14 protein-coding genes and 1 pseudogene are annotated in these 17155 nt (G+C 72.4%); 13 read left to right on the plus strand and 2 right to left on the minus strand.

Translation table 11 applies throughout. The annotated features are described in order from the left end of the window. Positions 1-29 precede the first annotated feature (29 nt). The 5 genes from ACZ4EG_RS19605 (at position 30) to ACZ4EG_RS19625 (ending at position 7592) form a co-directional block, all read left to right on the plus strand. Positions 30-3155: a helicase-related protein gene (locus tag ACZ4EG_RS19605; RefSeq protein WP_467791463.1), complete on the plus strand. Its 3126-nt coding sequence runs from the start codon at positions 30-32 to the stop codon at positions 3153-3155. After that, a complete protein-coding gene (gene drmB, locus ACZ4EG_RS19610; RefSeq protein WP_467791464.1) occupies positions 3152-4999 on the plus strand; it encodes a DrmB family protein in 1848 nt (615 codons plus the stop codon). The genes ACZ4EG_RS19605 and drmB overlap by 4 nt, the downstream gene beginning before the upstream one ends. Then, entirely contained in the window at positions 4996-6081 is a 1086-nt protein-coding gene (locus ACZ4EG_RS19615) for a DEAD/DEAH box helicase (RefSeq protein WP_467791465.1), read from the plus strand. Before drmB ends, ACZ4EG_RS19615 begins: the two co-directional genes overlap by 4 nt. 80 nt (positions 6082-6161) lie before the next feature. Next, positions 6162-6788, plus strand: coding sequence for a hypothetical protein (locus ACZ4EG_RS19620; protein WP_467791466.1), 627 nt, complete (start codon positions 6162-6164; stop codon positions 6786-6788). 54 nt (positions 6789-6842) lie between these two features. Beyond that, the gene (locus ACZ4EG_RS19625; protein ID WP_467791467.1) at positions 6843-7592 is read left to right on the plus strand and encodes a YcnI family protein; all 750 of its coding nucleotides are present in this window, start codon (positions 6843-6845) and stop codon (positions 7590-7592) included. Between the two features lie 70 nt (positions 7593-7662). Here ACZ4EG_RS19625 and ACZ4EG_RS19630 read toward each other — a convergent pair whose 3' ends face one another. Further along, positions 7663-8436 (minus strand): CDP-alcohol phosphatidyltransferase family protein, encoded by a 774-nt coding sequence (locus ACZ4EG_RS19630; RefSeq protein WP_467791468.1) that lies wholly within the window; start codon positions 8434-8436, stop codon positions 7663-7665. A gap of 107 nt (positions 8437-8543) precedes the next feature. Between ACZ4EG_RS19630 and ACZ4EG_RS19635 the strand changes: the two genes are divergently transcribed. From ACZ4EG_RS19635 to ACZ4EG_RS19655, 5 genes and pseudogenes are all read left to right on the plus strand, one after another. Further along, a complete protein-coding gene (locus tag ACZ4EG_RS19635; RefSeq protein WP_467791469.1) occupies positions 8544-9536 on the plus strand; it encodes a zinc-dependent alcohol dehydrogenase in 993 nt (330 codons plus the stop codon). Between the two features lie 152 nt (positions 9537-9688). Then, positions 9689-10087: a 6-pyruvoyl trahydropterin synthase family protein gene (locus ACZ4EG_RS19640; RefSeq protein WP_263214598.1), complete on the plus strand. Its 399-nt coding sequence runs from the start codon at positions 9689-9691 to the stop codon at positions 10085-10087. Positions 10088-10092: 5 nt separating this feature from the next. Further along, complete coding sequence (locus ACZ4EG_RS19645) at positions 10093-11271, plus strand: glycosyltransferase family 4 protein (RefSeq protein ID WP_467791675.1); 1179 nt, start codon at positions 10093-10095, stop codon at positions 11269-11271. Further along, the gene (locus tag ACZ4EG_RS19650) at positions 11268-12290 is read left to right on the plus strand and encodes a trans-aconitate methyltransferase (protein WP_453545192.1); all 1023 of its coding nucleotides are present in this window, start codon (positions 11268-11270) and stop codon (positions 12288-12290) included. The genes ACZ4EG_RS19645 and ACZ4EG_RS19650 overlap by 4 nt, the downstream gene beginning before the upstream one ends. Beyond that, positions 12287-13381: pseudogene (locus ACZ4EG_RS19655) on the plus strand (lysylphosphatidylglycerol synthase transmembrane domain-containing protein); the annotation flags it as partial. The gene ACZ4EG_RS19650 and the pseudogene ACZ4EG_RS19655, both read left to right, overlap by 4 nt. 164 nt (positions 13382-13545) lie before the next feature. Here the strand turns inward: ACZ4EG_RS19655 and ACZ4EG_RS19660 are convergent. Beyond that, a complete protein-coding gene (locus ACZ4EG_RS19660) occupies positions 13546-14310 on the minus strand; it encodes a creatininase family protein (RefSeq protein WP_453545194.1) in 765 nt (254 codons plus the stop codon). Between the two features lie 38 nt (positions 14311-14348). Between ACZ4EG_RS19660 and ribA the strand changes: the two genes are divergently transcribed. From ribA to ACZ4EG_RS19675, 3 genes are read left to right on the plus strand one after another with little or no spacing between them, the layout of a single operon-like run. Further along, positions 14349-15008, plus strand: coding sequence for a GTP cyclohydrolase II (ribA, locus tag ACZ4EG_RS19665; protein ID WP_390705449.1), 660 nt, complete (start codon positions 14349-14351; stop codon positions 15006-15008). Positions 15009-15041: 33 nt separating this feature from the next. Further along, the gene (locus ACZ4EG_RS19670; protein ID WP_467791470.1) at positions 15042-16013 is read left to right on the plus strand and encodes an ornithine cyclodeaminase family protein; all 972 of its coding nucleotides are present in this window, start codon (positions 15042-15044) and stop codon (positions 16011-16013) included. Next, positions 16010-17155, plus strand: a complete 1146-nt coding sequence (locus tag ACZ4EG_RS19675) for an NAD(P)/FAD-dependent oxidoreductase (RefSeq protein ID WP_467791471.1) — start codon at positions 16010-16012, stop codon at positions 17153-17155. The genes ACZ4EG_RS19670 and ACZ4EG_RS19675 overlap by 4 nt, the downstream gene beginning before the upstream one ends.

Here is a 17155-nt window from a genome sequence, read left to right on the forward strand (position 1 = left end):
CCCGCCTTCGCAGACTCTTCGAGGAATCCATGGACCCCAGACAGGAGCTCGTCTCCTACATTCACCGGCAGCTGGTCGGCCCCGCCGGAGGCGAGTACGAGACGCTCGACGCCCCGCCGGACCGTCAGTACCTCATGGGCACGCTGTATCCCCAGGAGGCCGACCTCCAGCGGCACTTGTATCTTGCGGCGGAGGAGCCGGACGGCACTGGGACGGAAGGTGCGGCCGACGACACGGCCCCCGCCGACGATCCTGTGCCCGAGTCCAACTCCTGGCTGCCCTCCTCCCTGGGCTTCAGTTTCTACACCGACGCCACCACCATCGAAGTCGCCTGCGTGGGCGCGCGCTACGAGACGCGGGCCGCGACCGGCGAGCGTGGCCGGCGCTGGGAACGCGTCCCGCTGGCCGCGGAGACGCACACCCTCACCCCCGACCGCGAGCGGGTCCAGGTCCTCGACGGCAGGGCCGAAGTCCTGGTGACCCGGCGGGTGTTCGGCACCGGTCAGCTGGTCACCGTGGCCCTGGTCAACACCGCTCGCCACGAGCAGGCCATGGGGAAGGCCGCGCAGTGGGATCGCATGCTCTTCCAAGTGGGTCTGGAGGCACGGCCAACAGACGGCGGGGTGCGCCAGTATCCGAGTGTCCGACTGGCGAGCCGCGACCCCGAGGAACAGGAGTTGCGCCTGCAGTACGAGCATGTGCGCACGCATGCCGTCGGCCACGGCTGCGCGGTCGAGGAAGTGCACGACGGGGGAGGCACGCGCGTGACCGCCCTCCGGGCAGCCGTCATGCCGCAGGCCGAGGTGCGCGGTGTCCGCGCGGCAGGCCTCGGCGACACTCCCGTGCTGAACCTCCTGCACCTTGCCGATCCGCACATCTCTGCCGACCAACTCCGCGAAGAGCTATGGGAGTTCGCCGCGGACTACCGCGCCTGGTACGTGGGGCAGTTGAACAGGGACGTCCCCGACTGGGGACGTGAGGCCGCGGACCGCATTCTCGCCCGCGTCAATACGGCAGTCAGTCGTATCGAGTCCGGTGTGCGCACCCTCTGTGATCCCGGACGGCCGGAACTCCTGCACGCCTTCAGGGCCGCCAACCGGGCCATGGCGCTCCAGATGCGCCACTCGGCCCCCGACCTCGCCGGCAGCCGACGCTCCCGCGGCGCGGGGGTTCCGGTCGATCCTCAGCCGAAGCCCGAGGCCACGTGGCGCCCGTTCCAGCTGGCCTTCTTCCTCCTGGCCCTGGAGGGTGCGGTCGACCCCCGGCACGAGGACCGGGACATCACGGACCTGATCTGGTTCCCGACCGGCGGCGGCAAGACGGAGGCCTATCTGCTGCTCGCCGCCTTCGTGATGCTCCTGCGCAGACGCGAACCGGACGGCGGAGGCACGGCAGTCCTGAGCCGGTACACCCTCAGCCTGCTGACGACCCAGCAGTTCCAGCGCGCGGCGACGACCATCTGCGCCCTGGAGACGCTGCGCCGTGCCGACCCGGACAGCTACGGTGCGGAGCCCTTCTCGATCGGCCTGTGGGTGGGCGAGACCACCACGCCGAACACCTACGAGAAGGCCCGCGCGGCCTTCGACAGCGAGCGTGCCGCGGCCCGCCCCGACGACGTGTTCATCCTCGACCGCTGCCCGTGGTGCGGGACCCGCATCCTTCCCGCACACAAGTCCCCCGACATCGCGGACTACGGGGTACGCGCCGACGCCGACTCCTTCGCGTTCTTCTGCCCGCGCGAGGAATGCGCCTTCCACGCCGGACTGCCGGTCGCCGTCGTCGACGAGCATCTCTACGATCACCCGCCCACGTTCGTCCTCGGCACGGTGGACAAGTTCGCCCGGCTCGCCTGGGAACCGCGCGCGGGCCGGCTGTTCGGAGCCGGGAGCGCCGACCGGCCGCCGTCCCTGGTCATCCAGGACGAGCTGCACCTGCTCACCGGCCCCCTCGGCACCACCGTGGGCCTCTACGAATCCGCGATCCTCGGCCTGTGCGCCGCACCCGACGGCACCGGTCCGAAGGTCATCGCCTCAACCGCCACGATCCGCCGCTCCGGTGAGCAGATCCGGGCCCTGTACGGCGGCGGAGTCCAGCTCTTTCCGCCCGCCGGACTGGACGCCCGCCACTCGTACTTCGCCGAACAGGACTCCTCTCGTCCCGGCCGCCTCTACGTCGGCGTCATGGCCCAGGGGCACACCGCGGGTCGCGCCTCCGTCGCCACCGCGGCCACCCTGCTCCAGGGGGCGTGGGAACTGCCCGAGGAACACCGCGACGCCTACTGGACCCTGGTCGCCTACCACCACAGCCTGCGCGAGCTCGGTCGTACCGTCACGGCCGCGGGCGACGACATCCCCGCACAGCTCACCGGGCTCGACACGGGAGCGGGCACCAGGCAGCTTCCGGACCATCAGGTACAGGAGCTGACCAGCAATCTGCCGCGCGCGGAACAGCCCGTGCTGCTCGACCGGCTGGAGAAGCCCTGGAACGACCCCGCGTCGGTGTCCTTCCTCCCCTGCACGAACATGCTCTCCGTGGGTGTCGACGTGAAGCGTCTCGCCCTCATGCTCATGCAGGGGCAGCCGAAGACGACCGCCGAGTACATCCAGGCCACCAGCCGCGTGGGGCGCAGCTCCGTACCCGGACTCGTCGTCACGTTCTTCAACGCCACGCGCCCGCGTGACCGTTCGCACTACGAGACGTTCGACATCTACCACCGTTCCCTCTACCGGCACGTCGAGCCCACCAGCGTCACACCGTGGTCCGTGCCCTCGCGGCGCCGGGCCCTGCACGCCGCTCTCGTCATCCTCGTACGTCACGGGCTCGGGCTGGCTGCGGAGAACCAGGCAGGTCACATCGTCGACCGCCTCCCGGAGGTCGAGGCGCTCGCGGACCGGCTCGCCCGGCGCGCGGAAGTCTGCGAACCGGCCACCGGCGAGGCCGTACGCAAGGAACTGGCGGACCTCATCGCCGACTGGGAGGACGCCGCTCGTGAGGCGCACAAGCACGGCCGGGAGCTGTACTACCGCAGCCAGGGCAAGGGGCAGTCGAACTTGATCAAGAGCTTTGAGCAGAAGTACGGGCTGTGGGAGACGCCCAACTCCATGCGCAACGTGGACCGGGAGTGTCAGGTGATGGTGAAGGGAGCCGACCTGTGAGCCGCACGCTGCGGGTACGCCAGTCGCAGACGGTCGTCCCGTTCGGGGTCGGGGCCGTGTTCGACATCCAGGGCGAGTCCTTCGTCGCCACGGGAATCGGCGACTGGCCGGGGCGGGGCAGGCAGCAGGTCGAGTCCCCGCGACTGGCCTCCCGGCTCGGAGTCACGGGCTTCTACGCTGCTCCGGCCACGGCCAACGACCGTTATGACACGCCGGACGCCCCGGGAGCGCCGTACGTCCGCTTCCCCTCCTGGCTCTTCTGCGGGGCCTGCCGGCGCATGAAGCGGTGGCGCATCGCCGACGAGAAGCCCGGTCAGCCGCCGCGCTGTCCCTCCTGTTCGCCGGCGCGGACACTCGCGCCCATGCGGTTCGTGCAGATCTGCGCGGCCGGCCACCTCAGCGACATCGACTGGTGGTTCTGGGCGCACTCCCGGCGTGACGCCGGCGAGCGCCGTCAGTGTGCCGAGCGCGAGAGACTGCGCTTCCTCGTCTCCGACCGCTCCTCCGGACTCGAAGCGCTCTCCGTGGTCTGCACCGCGAAGGGGTGCGGAGCCGCGCGTGATCTGCTCGACATCCTCGGAACGCACGGCATGCGGTGTTCCGGACGCAACCCCTGGCAGCGGGCGAGCGAGGCCGTGGAGTGCGTCAAGCCGGTTCAGGTGGTGCAGCGCACGGCGGGAAACCTGTACTACCCGATCGTGCACTCGGCGCTCGACATCCCCGAGACCGAGGTCCCGGCGCACGCGGACGAGGAGCTCGCCCGGCGGGTGCGTGAACACGACCTGTGGGTGCAACTGTGCCGGTACATCGGGAAGCCGCGGGCCGGTATGTTCCGGGACGTCATCATGGAGGACACGGGAGCCGACGAGGCACTCCTCGACGCCCTCGTCGCCGAGGAGACCGGGCACACTCCGGCGCCGTCGTCCGACACACCGTCCGCTCCCGCCCGGCCCGACCTGAGCCGGGAGGAGTGGGCCGCCTTCACCGCTCCGCCCCCGCCACCGACGCGGGACTTCGCGCTGCGCGAGACCACCCTGGGCCTGGACGGCGAGACCGAGGAACCGTGGGCCGGCCTGCGTCGGCGGCTCGGCCGGGTCGTCCTCGCCGACCGGTTGCGCGAAGTCCGCGCCCTGTCGGGCTTCACCCGGGTCTCACCCGATGCCACGGTCGTGCCGTCCGACACGGCGCGGCGCCTCAGGTGGCTGCCCGCCGTGGAGGTCTTCGGAGAGGGGATCTTCCTGGCGCTGGACCGGCGTGAGCTCTCCGCATGGGAAGCGGACGCGAAAGTCCGCCACCGGGTCGCGGGGATGCGCGCCGACCTCGACCGCTCCTTCCAGAAGGACCGCCTGGAACATCTCACCGGTCCGGAGCTCGCCCCACGCTTCGTCCTCCTGCACACGCTCGCCCATCTGCTGATCCGTCAGCTCTCCTTCGAATCCGGATACACCACGGCGAGCCTGCGCGAACGCATCTACGCGCGCCCCGAACAGGACCAGTACGGCATCCTCGTCTACACCGCCGCCGGAGACGCCGAGGGCACCCTCGGCGGCCTCGTGCGCCAGGGTGAGGCGCCGCGCCTGGCGGAAACTCTGCTGCGTATGACCGAGGCGGCCGCCTGGTGTTCGGCGGATCCGCTGTGCGCCGAGCACACCGGACAGGGCTTCGCCAACCTCAACCGCGCGGCCTGCCACGCCTGCGCGCTCCTCCCCGAGACGAGCTGCGAAGCAGGCAACGCCCTCCTCGACCGCGCCCTGGTCATCGGCGGTCAGGGGGTGCCCGGCTATCTGGAGTCGGTCGTCGGAACCGCCCTTGCCGCCGCGGCAACCGCCCTGGAGCAGTCGTGACCGTCAGCTATCTCGATCTCTCACCCCGGCAGCGGGACAGCCTCGACGACCTCCCCTTCGACGGCAGTCATCTGGTCAGCGGTCCACCGGGCAGCGGCAAGAGCCTGCTCGCGGCCCAGCGTGCCATCATGCTCGCCCTGACAGGAGCGCAGGTCACCCTGCTGACCCGCTCCAACCTCCTGCGCCAGTCACTGGCCGCGGTCGTCCATGCGCTGGGGCCGAGGGACCGCAGCGTGCGTGTGTCGACGGCCCACGCGTGGCTCACGGAGTGGTTCGGTGGCAGGGCTCCGGCCGCGGCGGACGGCACGTACGACTGGGAGGCGTGCTACGACCGGGCCGCCGAACTGGACCCCGATCCCGACATCACGCTGGTCGTCGACGAGGGACAGGATCTGCCCCCGGAGTTCTACCGGCTGCTCCGGCTGCTGCAGGCCCGTGTGACGGTGTACGCCGACGAATGCCAGCGCCTGACCGACACCAATTCCACCCTTGCCGAGATAGCCCAGCGCCTGGGCCGGTGCACCCGGCACGACCTCGACGGGAACCATCGCAACACACGCCAGATCGCCTCCCTCGCCGCGCACTTCCACACCGGAAGTGACCTGCCCGACCTGCCCGAACGGGACGGGCCCGTGCCCCGGCTGCACCGCCTGCCGCACAAGGGCGCCGCCGATCTGCTGATCCTCCTGGCCCAGCAGCATCCGCAGCACAGCATCGGGGTGATCGTGAACTCGAAGCACACCCAGTTCTCCCTGCTGGGCAGCATCGAGCACAGGGCACCCCGGCTCAAGCCGCAGCTGTACACGTCCATGGCCAAAGGCGGGCGTTACCGCACGCTGGACCTCGGTCGCCCGGGGATCGTGCTGGTGCACCGTGCCAGCGCCAAGGGGCTGGGCTTCGACACGGTCGTGATCCCCGATGCGCACACCGACGCGGCTGCCGATCCCACCTCGGCCGCGCTGCGCATGACGTACTACGTGCTGGCCACGCGTGCCCGGCGCGAGCTCCACCTCGCCTACGAAGGGGAGAGCGAGCCGCCGCTCCTTGCGCAGGTCGGGCCCGGTGAACTGCTGCGTGGGTGACGGGACTTCGCCTGCGCGTCCGCACCGAACCAGAGCGTCGTCGCGACACGTGTCCCCCCACCATGGGAGGATCACCGACCATGAACGCGTCCCCGGCGGTGAGGAGTCTGCGCGCCGCTGTGTTCGCCGCGGTGTGTGTGCTGCTCGCTGCCGCCGGGCACGGGCTCGCGATGGGGGCGATGCCGCCGTTGTGGGCCGATGCGGCCGCCTTCCTCGGCGTGTTCGCGCTGGGGTGGCTGCTCGGCGGGAGGGAGCGGTCGCTGGCGGGGATCGGTGCGGCCATGTTCGTCACCCAGGTGGGGCTGCACGTCGGCTTCGACGCGGCTCGGCCCGCCGCTCCCATGCCCGCGCACGCCATGCGGACGGCGGCCGTGCACGCCCACGGCATGGCGGCCGTGCACGCCCACGGCATGGCGGCCATGGCCCGGCCGCACATGGTCACCGCGCACGCCACCGCCGCCCATGTGCTCGCCGCGCTGGTCGCCTCCTGGTGGCTGCGGCGAGGTGAGGCCGCACTGTGGTCGCTGCTGCGCCGTGCCGTCGCGCTCGTGCCGGGGCTGGTGGCCTGGTGGCGGGGCTCGCCGTTGCCCGCGCTGCTCGACGGGCTCCGCAGCTCCCCGGACGTCGTTCCCCCCTCACGTCGGCTTCCCCTGCGGTATGCGGTGCGTCGCCGAGGCCCTCCGGGCCGGATTCCGTACACGATCTGAACACGATCCGAGTCAGCCTCACACCCTTCATCCCGTACGGAGATCCACTCACCCATGTCCACGTTCACGACACGCATCGCCCTGCGCCGTGCCGCCGCCGTCACCGCCCTCGCCGCCGCCGCGGTCCTCGGCGCCGCGGGCATCGCCTCGGCGCATGTCACCGTCCACCCCGAGAGCTACGCCAAGGGAGCCACGGACGGTGTGCTGACCTTCCGTGTGCCCAACGAGGAGGACAGCGCGAGCACGACCGAGGTCCAGGTCTTCCTGCCCACCGACCACCCCGTCCTCGGGGTGCTCGTCCACCCGCAGGACGGCTGGACCGCCAAGGTGACCACCACCAAGCTCAAGAATCCGGTCAAGACCGACGACGGCACCATCACCGAGGCCGTCTCCGCGATCACCTGGACCGGTGGGAAGATCGGGGCCGGTCAGTACGAGGACTTCGACGTGGCCTTCGGGGCATTGCCCGAGGACGCCGACCAGCTGACCTTCAAGACCCTCCAGACCTACTCCGACGGCAAGGTCGTCCGCTGGATCGAGCAGGGCGGCGAGGACGAGTCGGAGAATCCCGCGCCGGTGCTGAAGCTCGCGGCCGGTGACGACGAAAGCGCCGCTTCGTCGGGCGCGAAGGGCGACACCAAGAGCGGTGACGCGAAGAGCGGGTCCGCACGGGCCGCCTCGGACTCCGGCGAATCCAACGACTCCACCGCCCGCAGCCTCGGCAGCGCCGGGCTGATCGTCGGCGTGCTGGGCCTGGCGGCCGGGGCGGTCGCGATCCTGCGGAGCCGGTCGACACGGTCATAACAACAGCCGTACGCGAAGGGCCCGGATCGGCAGTCGATCCGGGCCCTTCGTACTGTGCGGGGCGGGAGTGTCACCGCGCGACGAGCTCCAGCATCTCCTCCCGGGCCTCGCGGGCGGGCGCCTGCGCGACGACCCGGGACGTCCGCCACAGCCACAGCACGTCCCGGCCGAACGACCACAGCAGCGACCCCAGGGCCAGCAGCGCCACCGCCATGTTCGCGACGTGCGGGAGCAGTTCCGAGCCGGCCAGCAGCAGACAGACGCCCTGGATCGCGGCGACCGTCTTGCGGGCGAAGGACGGCGGCAGCGGCGCGTTCAGCCAGGGCGCCACCTTGGCCGCGGCGACGAACGCGTAGCGCATCGCACCGATCAGCAGCACCCACGAGCCGAGCTGCATCGACACGTACACGCTCAGCACCAGGATCAGGAACGCGTCGACCTCCATGTCGAAACGCGCCCCCAGCGCCGTCGACGTACCGGTGCGCCGGGCGACCTTCCCGTCCACGCCGTCCAGGATCAGCGCCACGGCCGTCAGGCCCACCAGGAGCGTGACCGGCGGCGAGCTCTCGAAGGAGTCCGCGACCAGCGCCGTCACCCCGCCCACCAGCGTCGCCCGGCCGAGGGTGACCCGGTTCGCCGGGCCGAAGGAACGCAGCCGGGAGCGGTGCAGCGCCCGCGAGAGCACCGCCCAGCTCGCGATCGCGAACGCGAGCCCCGTCAGCCAGCCCGCCGGCCCCATGCCGATCGCCGAGCCGAGCAGGGCCAGCAACAGGATCTGCACGCCCGCTCCCACAGCGGTCTCCTGCTGGACCAGCCTTGCTTCGTAAGTGTTGTTCAGGGCCACCGCACGTCCTCCGGCCGAGTGACAGAGTCGATCACCGCCGCGTACTGTGCGCGGCCTGTGCACATCTCGGTACGTGAACAGGTTCCCGATCGTTCAGGAGGATGCCGATGAACCGCTCCGCGCGCGCTTTCTGGCTGAGCTCGCCGGGTCAGGGCGAGATCCGTGACGTCACCCTCACGGGGCCCGGCGAGGGCGAGGTGCTGGTGCGCTCGCTCTACTCCGGCGTGAGCCGCGGCACGGAGACGCTCGTCTTCCGCGGGGGCGTCCCGGCCAGTCAGCACACCGCGATGCGGGCGCCGTTCCAGGAGGGCGACTTCCCCGGACCGGTGAAGTACGGCTACCTCAATGTCGGGGTGGTGGAGGAGGGACCGGATGAGCTGACCGGCCGAACCGTCTTCTGTCTGTATCCGCACCAGACCCGCTACGTCGTTCCGGTGAACGCCGTGACCCCGGTGCCGGAGAACGTGCCTGCCGAACGGGCCGTCCTCGCCGGGACGGTCGAGACGGCCGTGAACGCCCTGTGGGACGCCGCCCCCCTGGTCGGCGACCGGATCGCGGTGGTCGGCGGCGGCATGGTCGGCTGCTCGGTGGCCGCCCTGCTGGCCCGCTTCCCGGGAGTACGGCTGCAGTTGGTCGACGCCGACCCGGCGCGCGCCAAGACCGCCGAGGCCCTCGGTGTCGGTTTCGCCCCGCCCGAGGACGCCCTCGGCGACTGCGACCTGGTCGTCCACGCCAGCGCCACCGAACAGGGACTCGCCCGCTCCCTCGAACTGCTCCGCGCCGAGGGCACCGTCCTCGAACTGAGCTGGTACGGCGACCGGCGCATCGCCCTCCCGCTCGGCGAGGCCTTCCACTCGCGCCGGCTCACCGTCCGCAGCAGCCAGGTCGGCACCGTCTCCCCGGCCCGCCGCGCGAGCCGCAGCTACGCCGACCGGCTCGCCCTCGCCCTCGACCTGCTCGCCGACCCGGCGCTGGACGCGCTGGTCACCGGGGAGAGCCCGTTCGAGGAGCTCCCGGCGGTGCTGCCGAGGCTCGCCTCGGGCGAGATCCCCGCCCTGTGCCACCGGGTCAGGTACGCCGGCCCCGAAGACACAGCCTGACGGCCCTGTTCAATTCCGGACGACAAAAGGGTCTGACCTGAGAAAAGAGTGAGAGGAGGCTGAACACGGGGAAGCCAAGAGCCGTACTACACGGCATCCCCGCCAGCAAGGGGCCGGAGGGGCCAGACGTGCCGCACCTGGAGGGTCGTCCGTTGTTCAGCATCACCGTCCGCGATCACATCATGATCGCCCACAGCTTCCGCGGCGAGGTGTTCGGGCCCGCGCAGCGACTGCACGGCGCCACGTTCCTCGTGGACGCCACCTTCCGCCGTGAGCAGCTGGACGACGACAACATCGTCGTCGACATCGGACTGGCCACCCAGGAACTGGGCGCCGTCGTCAGCGAGCTGAACTACCGCAACCTCGACGACGAGCCCGACTTCGCCGGCGTCAACACCTCCACGGAGTTTCTCGCGAAGGTCATCGCCGACCGGCTTGCCGAGCGCATCGAGAAGGGCGCCCTGGGGGAGGGCGCCAAGGGCCTGGCGGGCATCACGGTCACCCTGCACGAGTCGCATGTCGCCTGGGCGAGTTACGAGCGTGGCCTGTGACCGACATGGCCATCGACCGGGCCCCGGCCCTGACCTATGTGCCCGCGCAGCGCGCGGCCGCCCCTGCGAACGTCGGGATCATGCCCATGTCCCTGCGCACCGTGCACTTCGTGATGCCGGGCGGCGTCGACGACCCGGCCTCGCCGAGCGGCGGAAACGCCTACGACCGGCGCGTCTGCCTGGACCTGCCCGGTTTCGGCTGGCAGGTCACCAAGCACGCCGTCGACGGGGCCTGGCCCCGGCCCGGTGCGGCCGCCCGTGACGAACTCGCCCGCACGCTGCGGGAACTGCCGGACGGCACGGTCGTCCTGCTGGACGGGCTGGTCGCCTGTGGCGTCCCCGAGATCGTCGCCCCCGAGGCGGAACGCCTGCGCCTCGCGGTGCTCGTGCACCTCCCGCTCGGCGACGAGACGGGCCTCGACCCGTCGGTGGCCGCGGACCTGGACGCCCGGGAGCGCGCGGTGCTGCGGGCCGTACCCGCCGTCGTGGCCACCAGCGACTGGGCGGTCCGCCGCCTCGTCTCCCACCACGGGCTCGCCCCCGAGCGCGTCCATGTCGCCGCCCCCGGCGCCGACATCGCGCCGCTCGCCCCCGGTACCGACGGCGTCTCGCATCTGCTGTGCGTGGCCGCGGTGACCCCGCGCAAGGGGCAGCACCGGCTGGTCGAGGCCCTCGCGACGGTACGGGACCTGCCGTGGGACTGTGTCTGCGTGGGCGGACTCGGGCACGACCCGGAGTACGTCGCACACCTGCGGTCCCTGATCGCGAGGTACGGCCTGACGGACCGTCTGCACCTGGTGGGCCCCCGCGCCGGCGCCGACCTCGACGCCAGCTACGCCGCCGCCGACCTGATGGTCCTCACCTCGTACGCGGAGACGTACGGCATGGCCGTCACGGAGGCCCTGGCCCGGGGCATCCCGGTCCTCGCGACCGATGTCGGCGGTCTGCCCGAGGCGGTCGGCCGCGCCCCCGACGGCGGCGTGCCCGGCATTCTCGTGCCGCCGGAGGACCCCGCCGCGCTCGCCGCCGAACTGCGCGGCTGGTTCGGCGAGGCCGATGTGCGCCGCCGGCTCAAGGCCGCCGCCCGCGGCCGCCGCGCGGCTCTCGACGGCTGGGCGACCACGGCCCGCAGCCTGGCCGGAGTCCTGCTGAGGCTCCCTGACGAACCCCGGAGGGCGGCATGAGGAAGACGAAGGTGACCACGCCGACCGGGGCGATCCCGGCACAGCCGGGGCCGCGCGGCGAGGAGCATGCGCCCGTGTCCGGACCGCAGAGCGAGGAGGGGGTGTCCGACGTGATCGCAGGTGCCGGACCCGTGACCCGGCCCGGGGAGCGGGCCACCGTGCGGCTGCGGGAGGGCGGGTCCGAGGAGCCGCCGCGGTACGCGCCCGAGTGGCTGGAGCTGCGGGAGAGCGCCGACGCGGCCGCCCGCGCGCTGGATCTGCTCGACCCGCTGCGCATCCGGCTCGCCAACCTGCCGGGGCGCACGGGCGGGTTCGCCGTGCACGACCTCGGCTGCGGCACCGGCTCGATGGGCCGCTGGCTCGCGCCCCGGCTCGACGGCGCCCAGCACTGGATCCTGCACGACCGCGACCCCTACCTCCTGCACTTCGCCGCCGTGGCCTCGCCGCGCGCCGCCGCCGACGGCAGCCGGGTCACGGTGGAGACGCGGCGCGGCGAGATGGCCCGGCTGACCCCGGAGGCGCTGGCCGGCGCCTCCCTGGTGACGGCCTCCGCGCTGCTCGACGTCCTCACCCGCGAGGAGGTCGAGACCCTCGCGGACGCCTGCGTCGGGGCCGGCTGCCCGGCCCTGCTGACCCTCTCGGTGGCCGGACGCGTCGAACTCACCCCGTCGGACCCGCTGGACGCCGACATGGCGGAGGCGTTCAACGCCCACCAGCGCCGCGGCGGCCTCCTCGGCCCCGACGCGGTCACCGTGGCCTCAGAGGTCTTCGGCGAGCGCGGCGCGACGGTGAAGGTGAATCCGAGCCCGTGGCGGCTGGGCCCGGCCGAGTCGACGCTGACCGCTCAGTGGCTGCGTGGCTGGGTGGGCGCGGCCGTGGACCAGCGCCCCGAACTGCGCGAGCGCGCCGACCGCTACCTCCAGGAGCGGCTGGCCGCCTGCGAGGCCGGTGGGCTGCACGTCGTCGTCCACCACAGCGACGTACTGGCGCTGCCCCGGCCCAGGGGCGGGGCGTCATGAGCACCCAGGCGGTGGGCGCCGGGGCGACGTCCCGCGCGATACGGGCGGCCGGCCACGCGCGCGTGACGCCCACGGCACCGGCACGCGCGCGCGTGCACAGGACCGGCACCGCGGCGGCCGCGGGCCCGCGGGACGGCGGTCGTCTCGTTGTACCCGCCCAGGCGTCCGATGGCGGCTCCCTACTCGACCCGGCCGGTGCGCTCGCGGTCTCGGACGGCGCCCCGGGTGCCGAGGAACGGCGCGGCACCGGCCCGCGCCGCCTCCTCGGCCGCCTCGACCTCCGGGCCGTGCGCGCGCACTTCGGCACCGTCGCCGGAGTCGCCATCCTCGCCGCGCTGCTGTGGAAGCTCGGCACCGGCGTCTTCCTGGACGGGCTGCGGCGGATCGATTCGCCCACGCTGCTGGCCGCCGTGGCCGTCGGAGTGGTCACCACCGTGTTCAGCGCCTGGCGCTGGCAGTTGGTGGCCCGGGGCCTGCGGATCCGGCTGCCGCTCGGGCCCGCCGTGGCCGACTACTACCGCGCGCTGTTCCTCAACGCGGCCCTGCCCGGCGGTGTCCTCGGCGATGTGCACCGCGCGGTCCGGCACGGGCAGAGCGCAGGCGACATGGGCCGTGCCGTGCGGGCGGTCGTCCTGGAGCGCGTCGCCGGGCAGATCGCACTGGCCGTCCTCGGCGGTGCGGCCCTGCTGACCCTGCCGTCCCCGGTGCGGGACGACGTGCGCGGCTTCGCCCCGCTGGTGGCGCTGGCCGCGGCGGGCGCGCTCGCCGTCGTCCTCGCGGTCCGTATGAACCGCGCGCCCTCCCGGCGCGGCGGCGCGCTGCGCAGGACCCTCGGCGAGGCGCGCCAGGGCCTGCTGTCCGGCGGCAACGGGCCGGGCGTCGCGCTCTCCTCGGTGGTCGTGCTCGCCGGGCACGTCGCGATGTTCGTCGTGGCCGCCCATGTCGCCGGCTCCGGCGCCTCCGTCGCGGTGCTGGTCCCGATCGCGGTCCTCGCCCTGGTCGCCATGGGCCTGCCGCTGAACGTCGGCGGGTTCGGCCCCCGGGAGGGCGTCACCGCCTGGGCGTTCGGCGCCGCCGGACTGGGCGCGAGCAGCGGAGTGGCCGTCGCGGTCGTGTACGGCGTGCTGAGCTTCGTGGCGAGCCTGCCCGGCGCCGTCGTCCTGGTCGTGCGCTGGTACACCGGGCTGCGCTCCCGCGCCGGGTCCCGGGCCGCCGACGCGGTTTCGGAACCCGGCGCCCGGGCCGCCGACGCGGACTACCCCAGCCCGTCCGTGGACGTGAGCAACTCGAAATACGCGCCGAAGGAATCGGCGAGGCTCGCCAGCAGTTCCTTCCCCTTTTCCGCCGACCCCAGGGAAGGACGGCCGATGACGCCCGATTCGGTATAGCGGGACATTCCCGTGGTGAGCAGATGACGGCGGTCGTCCGCGGTGAAATCGGCGGACTCGTAACCAGGGCGGACCAATTCGGGATGAGCGTGCAGCAGAATGGAGGTCTCGATTTCCCCCGCGTGCATGTCGGTGAGCATCGAGGTCCGCACCCCGGCCCGCTCCAGCGCCTCCTCCCAGTCCTCCGGGGCCGGGAACAGCGCCATCCGCTCCCCGCGCGCGGAGGACTCCTGAACGACGTTTCCCAGTACGTAGTTGCCGCCGTGGCCGTTGACCACGACGAGCGCGTCGACGCCCGACCGGCGCAGCGACGCGGCGATGTCCCGCACCACCGCATGAAGGGTCACGGACGAGATGCTGACGGTACCGGGCCAGACCGCGTGCTCGTGCGAGCAGGCGATCGTAACGGGAGGAAGGAGGTGCACCGGGTACGCTGCGGCGATCTCCCGTGCGACGGCACAGGCGACCAGGGTGTCGGTCGCCAGGGGAAGGAAGGGGCCGTGCTGTTCGAAGCTCCCGACCGGAAGGACGGCGACCTGTGTTGAGACGCCGGCCGCCCGCGTCCGTACGTCTTCCGTGGTGTCCGCCGGCAACAGCCCGTATGCCGTCGTAGGCGCGCCCGAACCACTCATCTTTTCACGGCCTTTCGTCTCTGCTTAGGAATCAGATCATGACAGAAAACATCGGCGTACTCGGCCAGAAGACCCCACGGCGTTCGGGCGTGGAACGCGTCGTGAATGCACCGTTGCCCACCGTGTACGGGAAATTCCAGGCGATCGGCTACCTGGACCACGAGCGCGGTGACGAGCAAGTGGCCCTGGTCTACGGCGACATCGGCACCGAGCACGTTCTCACCCGGCTGCACTCGGAATGCCTGACCGGCGACGCGTTCGGCTCCCAGCACTGCGAGTGCGGCGACCAGCTGGCCTCCGCGCTGCGCGCGGTCGTCGCCGAAGGCAGCGGCATCGTCGTCTACTTGAGGGGTCACGAGGGCCGGGGCATCGGACTGCTCGCCAAGCTGCGCGCGATGGCCCTGCAGGCGGAGGGCCTGGACACGGTGGAGGCGAACCTCGCCCTGGGCCTGCCGGTCGACGCCCGCGACTACGGCGTCGCCGCCGGGATCCTGCGCGACCTGGGGGTCCGCTCCGTACGTCTGATGTCCAACAACCCGCGCAAGCGCGAATCGCTGCTCCAGCACGGCATAGAGGTCGCCGAGACGGTCCCGCTGCTGATCGAGCCCTGCGAGAACAACATCACCTATCTGCGCACCAAGCGGGAGCGTCTGGACCACAACCTGCCCCATCTGGACGCGGTCGCCCACTGGTCCTGATTCGCCGGGCGACGGCCCGGACAGGATGTGGGGATGACCGACGACGTCCTCTTTCTCTCCGGCGAGCAGGTGGTGCGGCTGCTGGACCTCGACGCGGCGATCGCCTCGCAGCGGGCGGCCTTCACCGCGCTCGGGACCGGTGACGCCGACCTGCCCGGGAAGATCATGGAGCCCAGCCGCTTCGACGACAGTGTGGTCTTCGCCTACCTCGCCCGGCTCTCGGCGGACACCGGCCCGGTGGCGAAGTTCGGCAGCGTCAACCCGGGCAACGCGGCCGCCGGGCTGCCCACCGTCCACGCGGTCGTCACCGCCCTGGACCCGGTGACCGGCCGGCTCGCCGCCGTCCTGGACGGCACCGCGCTGACCACACTGCGCACGGCCGCGGGCAGCGCCGTGGCCGTGGACGCGCTGGCCGTCCCCGGCAGCGTGGAGACGGCCGTCCTGGGCTCGGGCACCCAGGCCCTCGCCCACGTACGGGCGATCGCCCGGGTGCGGGAGGTGACGTCCGTACGGCTGTGGAGCCCGACCCCCGCGCACCGTGCCCGCGCCGCGCGGACCCTGGCGGCCGAACTGGACGTCCCGGTGCGCGCGGCCGACAGCGCCGAGGAGGCCGTGACCGGGGCGTCGCTGGTGGCCGCCTGCACGCTCAGCACGACGCCCGTGGTGCGTGGTGAGTGGCTGGCGCCCGGGTGCACAGTGGTCAGTGTGGGCTCGTTCGAGCCGACCCGGCGCGAGGTCGACACCGAGGTCGTACGGCGGGCCGCCGCCGTCGTCGTGGACGATCCGGCGACGGCCGCGGGGCATGCCGGACCCGTCGTGGACGCGCTGCGCGAGGGCCTGCTCGCGCCCGGGGACCTGGTCCCGCTGGGCGAGGTGCTCACCGGACGGCGCGCGGCCCGCACCTCGCCCGAGGACATCGTCTACTACAACAGCGTCGGACTCGGCATCCAGGACGCCGCGGCGGCCTGGGCCGTGATCCGCGCGGCGAAGGAGGCACGCGCGTGAATCTCCAGGCCCGGGTCGTGGTCATCGGCGGCGGGGTGATGGGCACCAGCATCGCCTACCACCTGGCGAGCGCAGGCGTACGCGATGTGGTGCTGGTCGAGCGGGACGAGCTCGCCGCCGGCTCCACGTCGAAGGCGGCGGGCGGGGTGCGGGCGCAGTTCTCCGACGCGCTCAACATCCAGCTCGGGGCGAGGAGCCTGGAGGCGTTCGGCCGGTTCGAGGAGGACACCGGGTACGACATCGGGCTGCACCGGGTCGGCTACCTCTTCCTGCTGTCCACGCCCGAGGAGGTGGCCTCCTTCGAACAGGGCGTCCGGCTGCAGAACTCGCTCGGTGTGCCCAGCCGCCTGATCACCCCGCGGGAGGCCCGCCGGCTGTCCCCGCTCATCACCACCGACGGCCTGCTCGCCGCCGCCTGGTCGCCGGACGACGGTCACTGCACGCCCGAGTCCGTCGTCCACGGCTACGCGGCCGCCGCCCGCGCCCACGGCGCCCGGATCCTGCGCCACACCGAGGTCACCGGCATCGAACTGCACGGCGCCGGCATCACCGCCGTGACCACCACCCTGGGCCGGATCGCCACCGACACCGTGATCTGCGCGGCCGGGGCGTGGTCGCGGGCCGTCGGCGCGATGGCCGGCGTCGATCTGCCGGTGGAGCCGCTGCGCCGGCAGATCGCCGTCACCGAACCGGTCCCGGGCCTGCCTCCCGCCCTCCCCATGACGATCGACTTCACCACCAGCCTCTACTTCCATGCCGAGGGCCCCGGCCTGCTGCTCGGCATGTCCGACCCCGACGAGAAGCCCGGTTTTGCCACCGACACCCACGACCGGTGGATCCCCCGCCTGTACGAGGCGATGCAACGGCGCGCGCCCGCCCTTCTCGACCTGCGCCGCACCGGCGGCTGGGCGGGCCTGTACGAGAACACCCCCGACCACAACGCCCTGATCGGCGAGGCGACTTCGGTCTCCCGCTTCCTGTACGCGACGGGCTTCTCCGGCCATGGCTTTCTGCAGGGCCCGGCCGTCGGCGAGGTCGTCCGCGACCTGTACCTCGGCCGCGAACCCTTCCTGGACGTCGGCCCGTTGAGCGCCGCCCGGTTCGCGGCCGACGCCCCGCGCCCGGAGGCCAACCTGGTGTGA

The sequence above is a fragment of the Streptomyces sp. NPDC025638 genome (genome assembly GCF_055558775.1).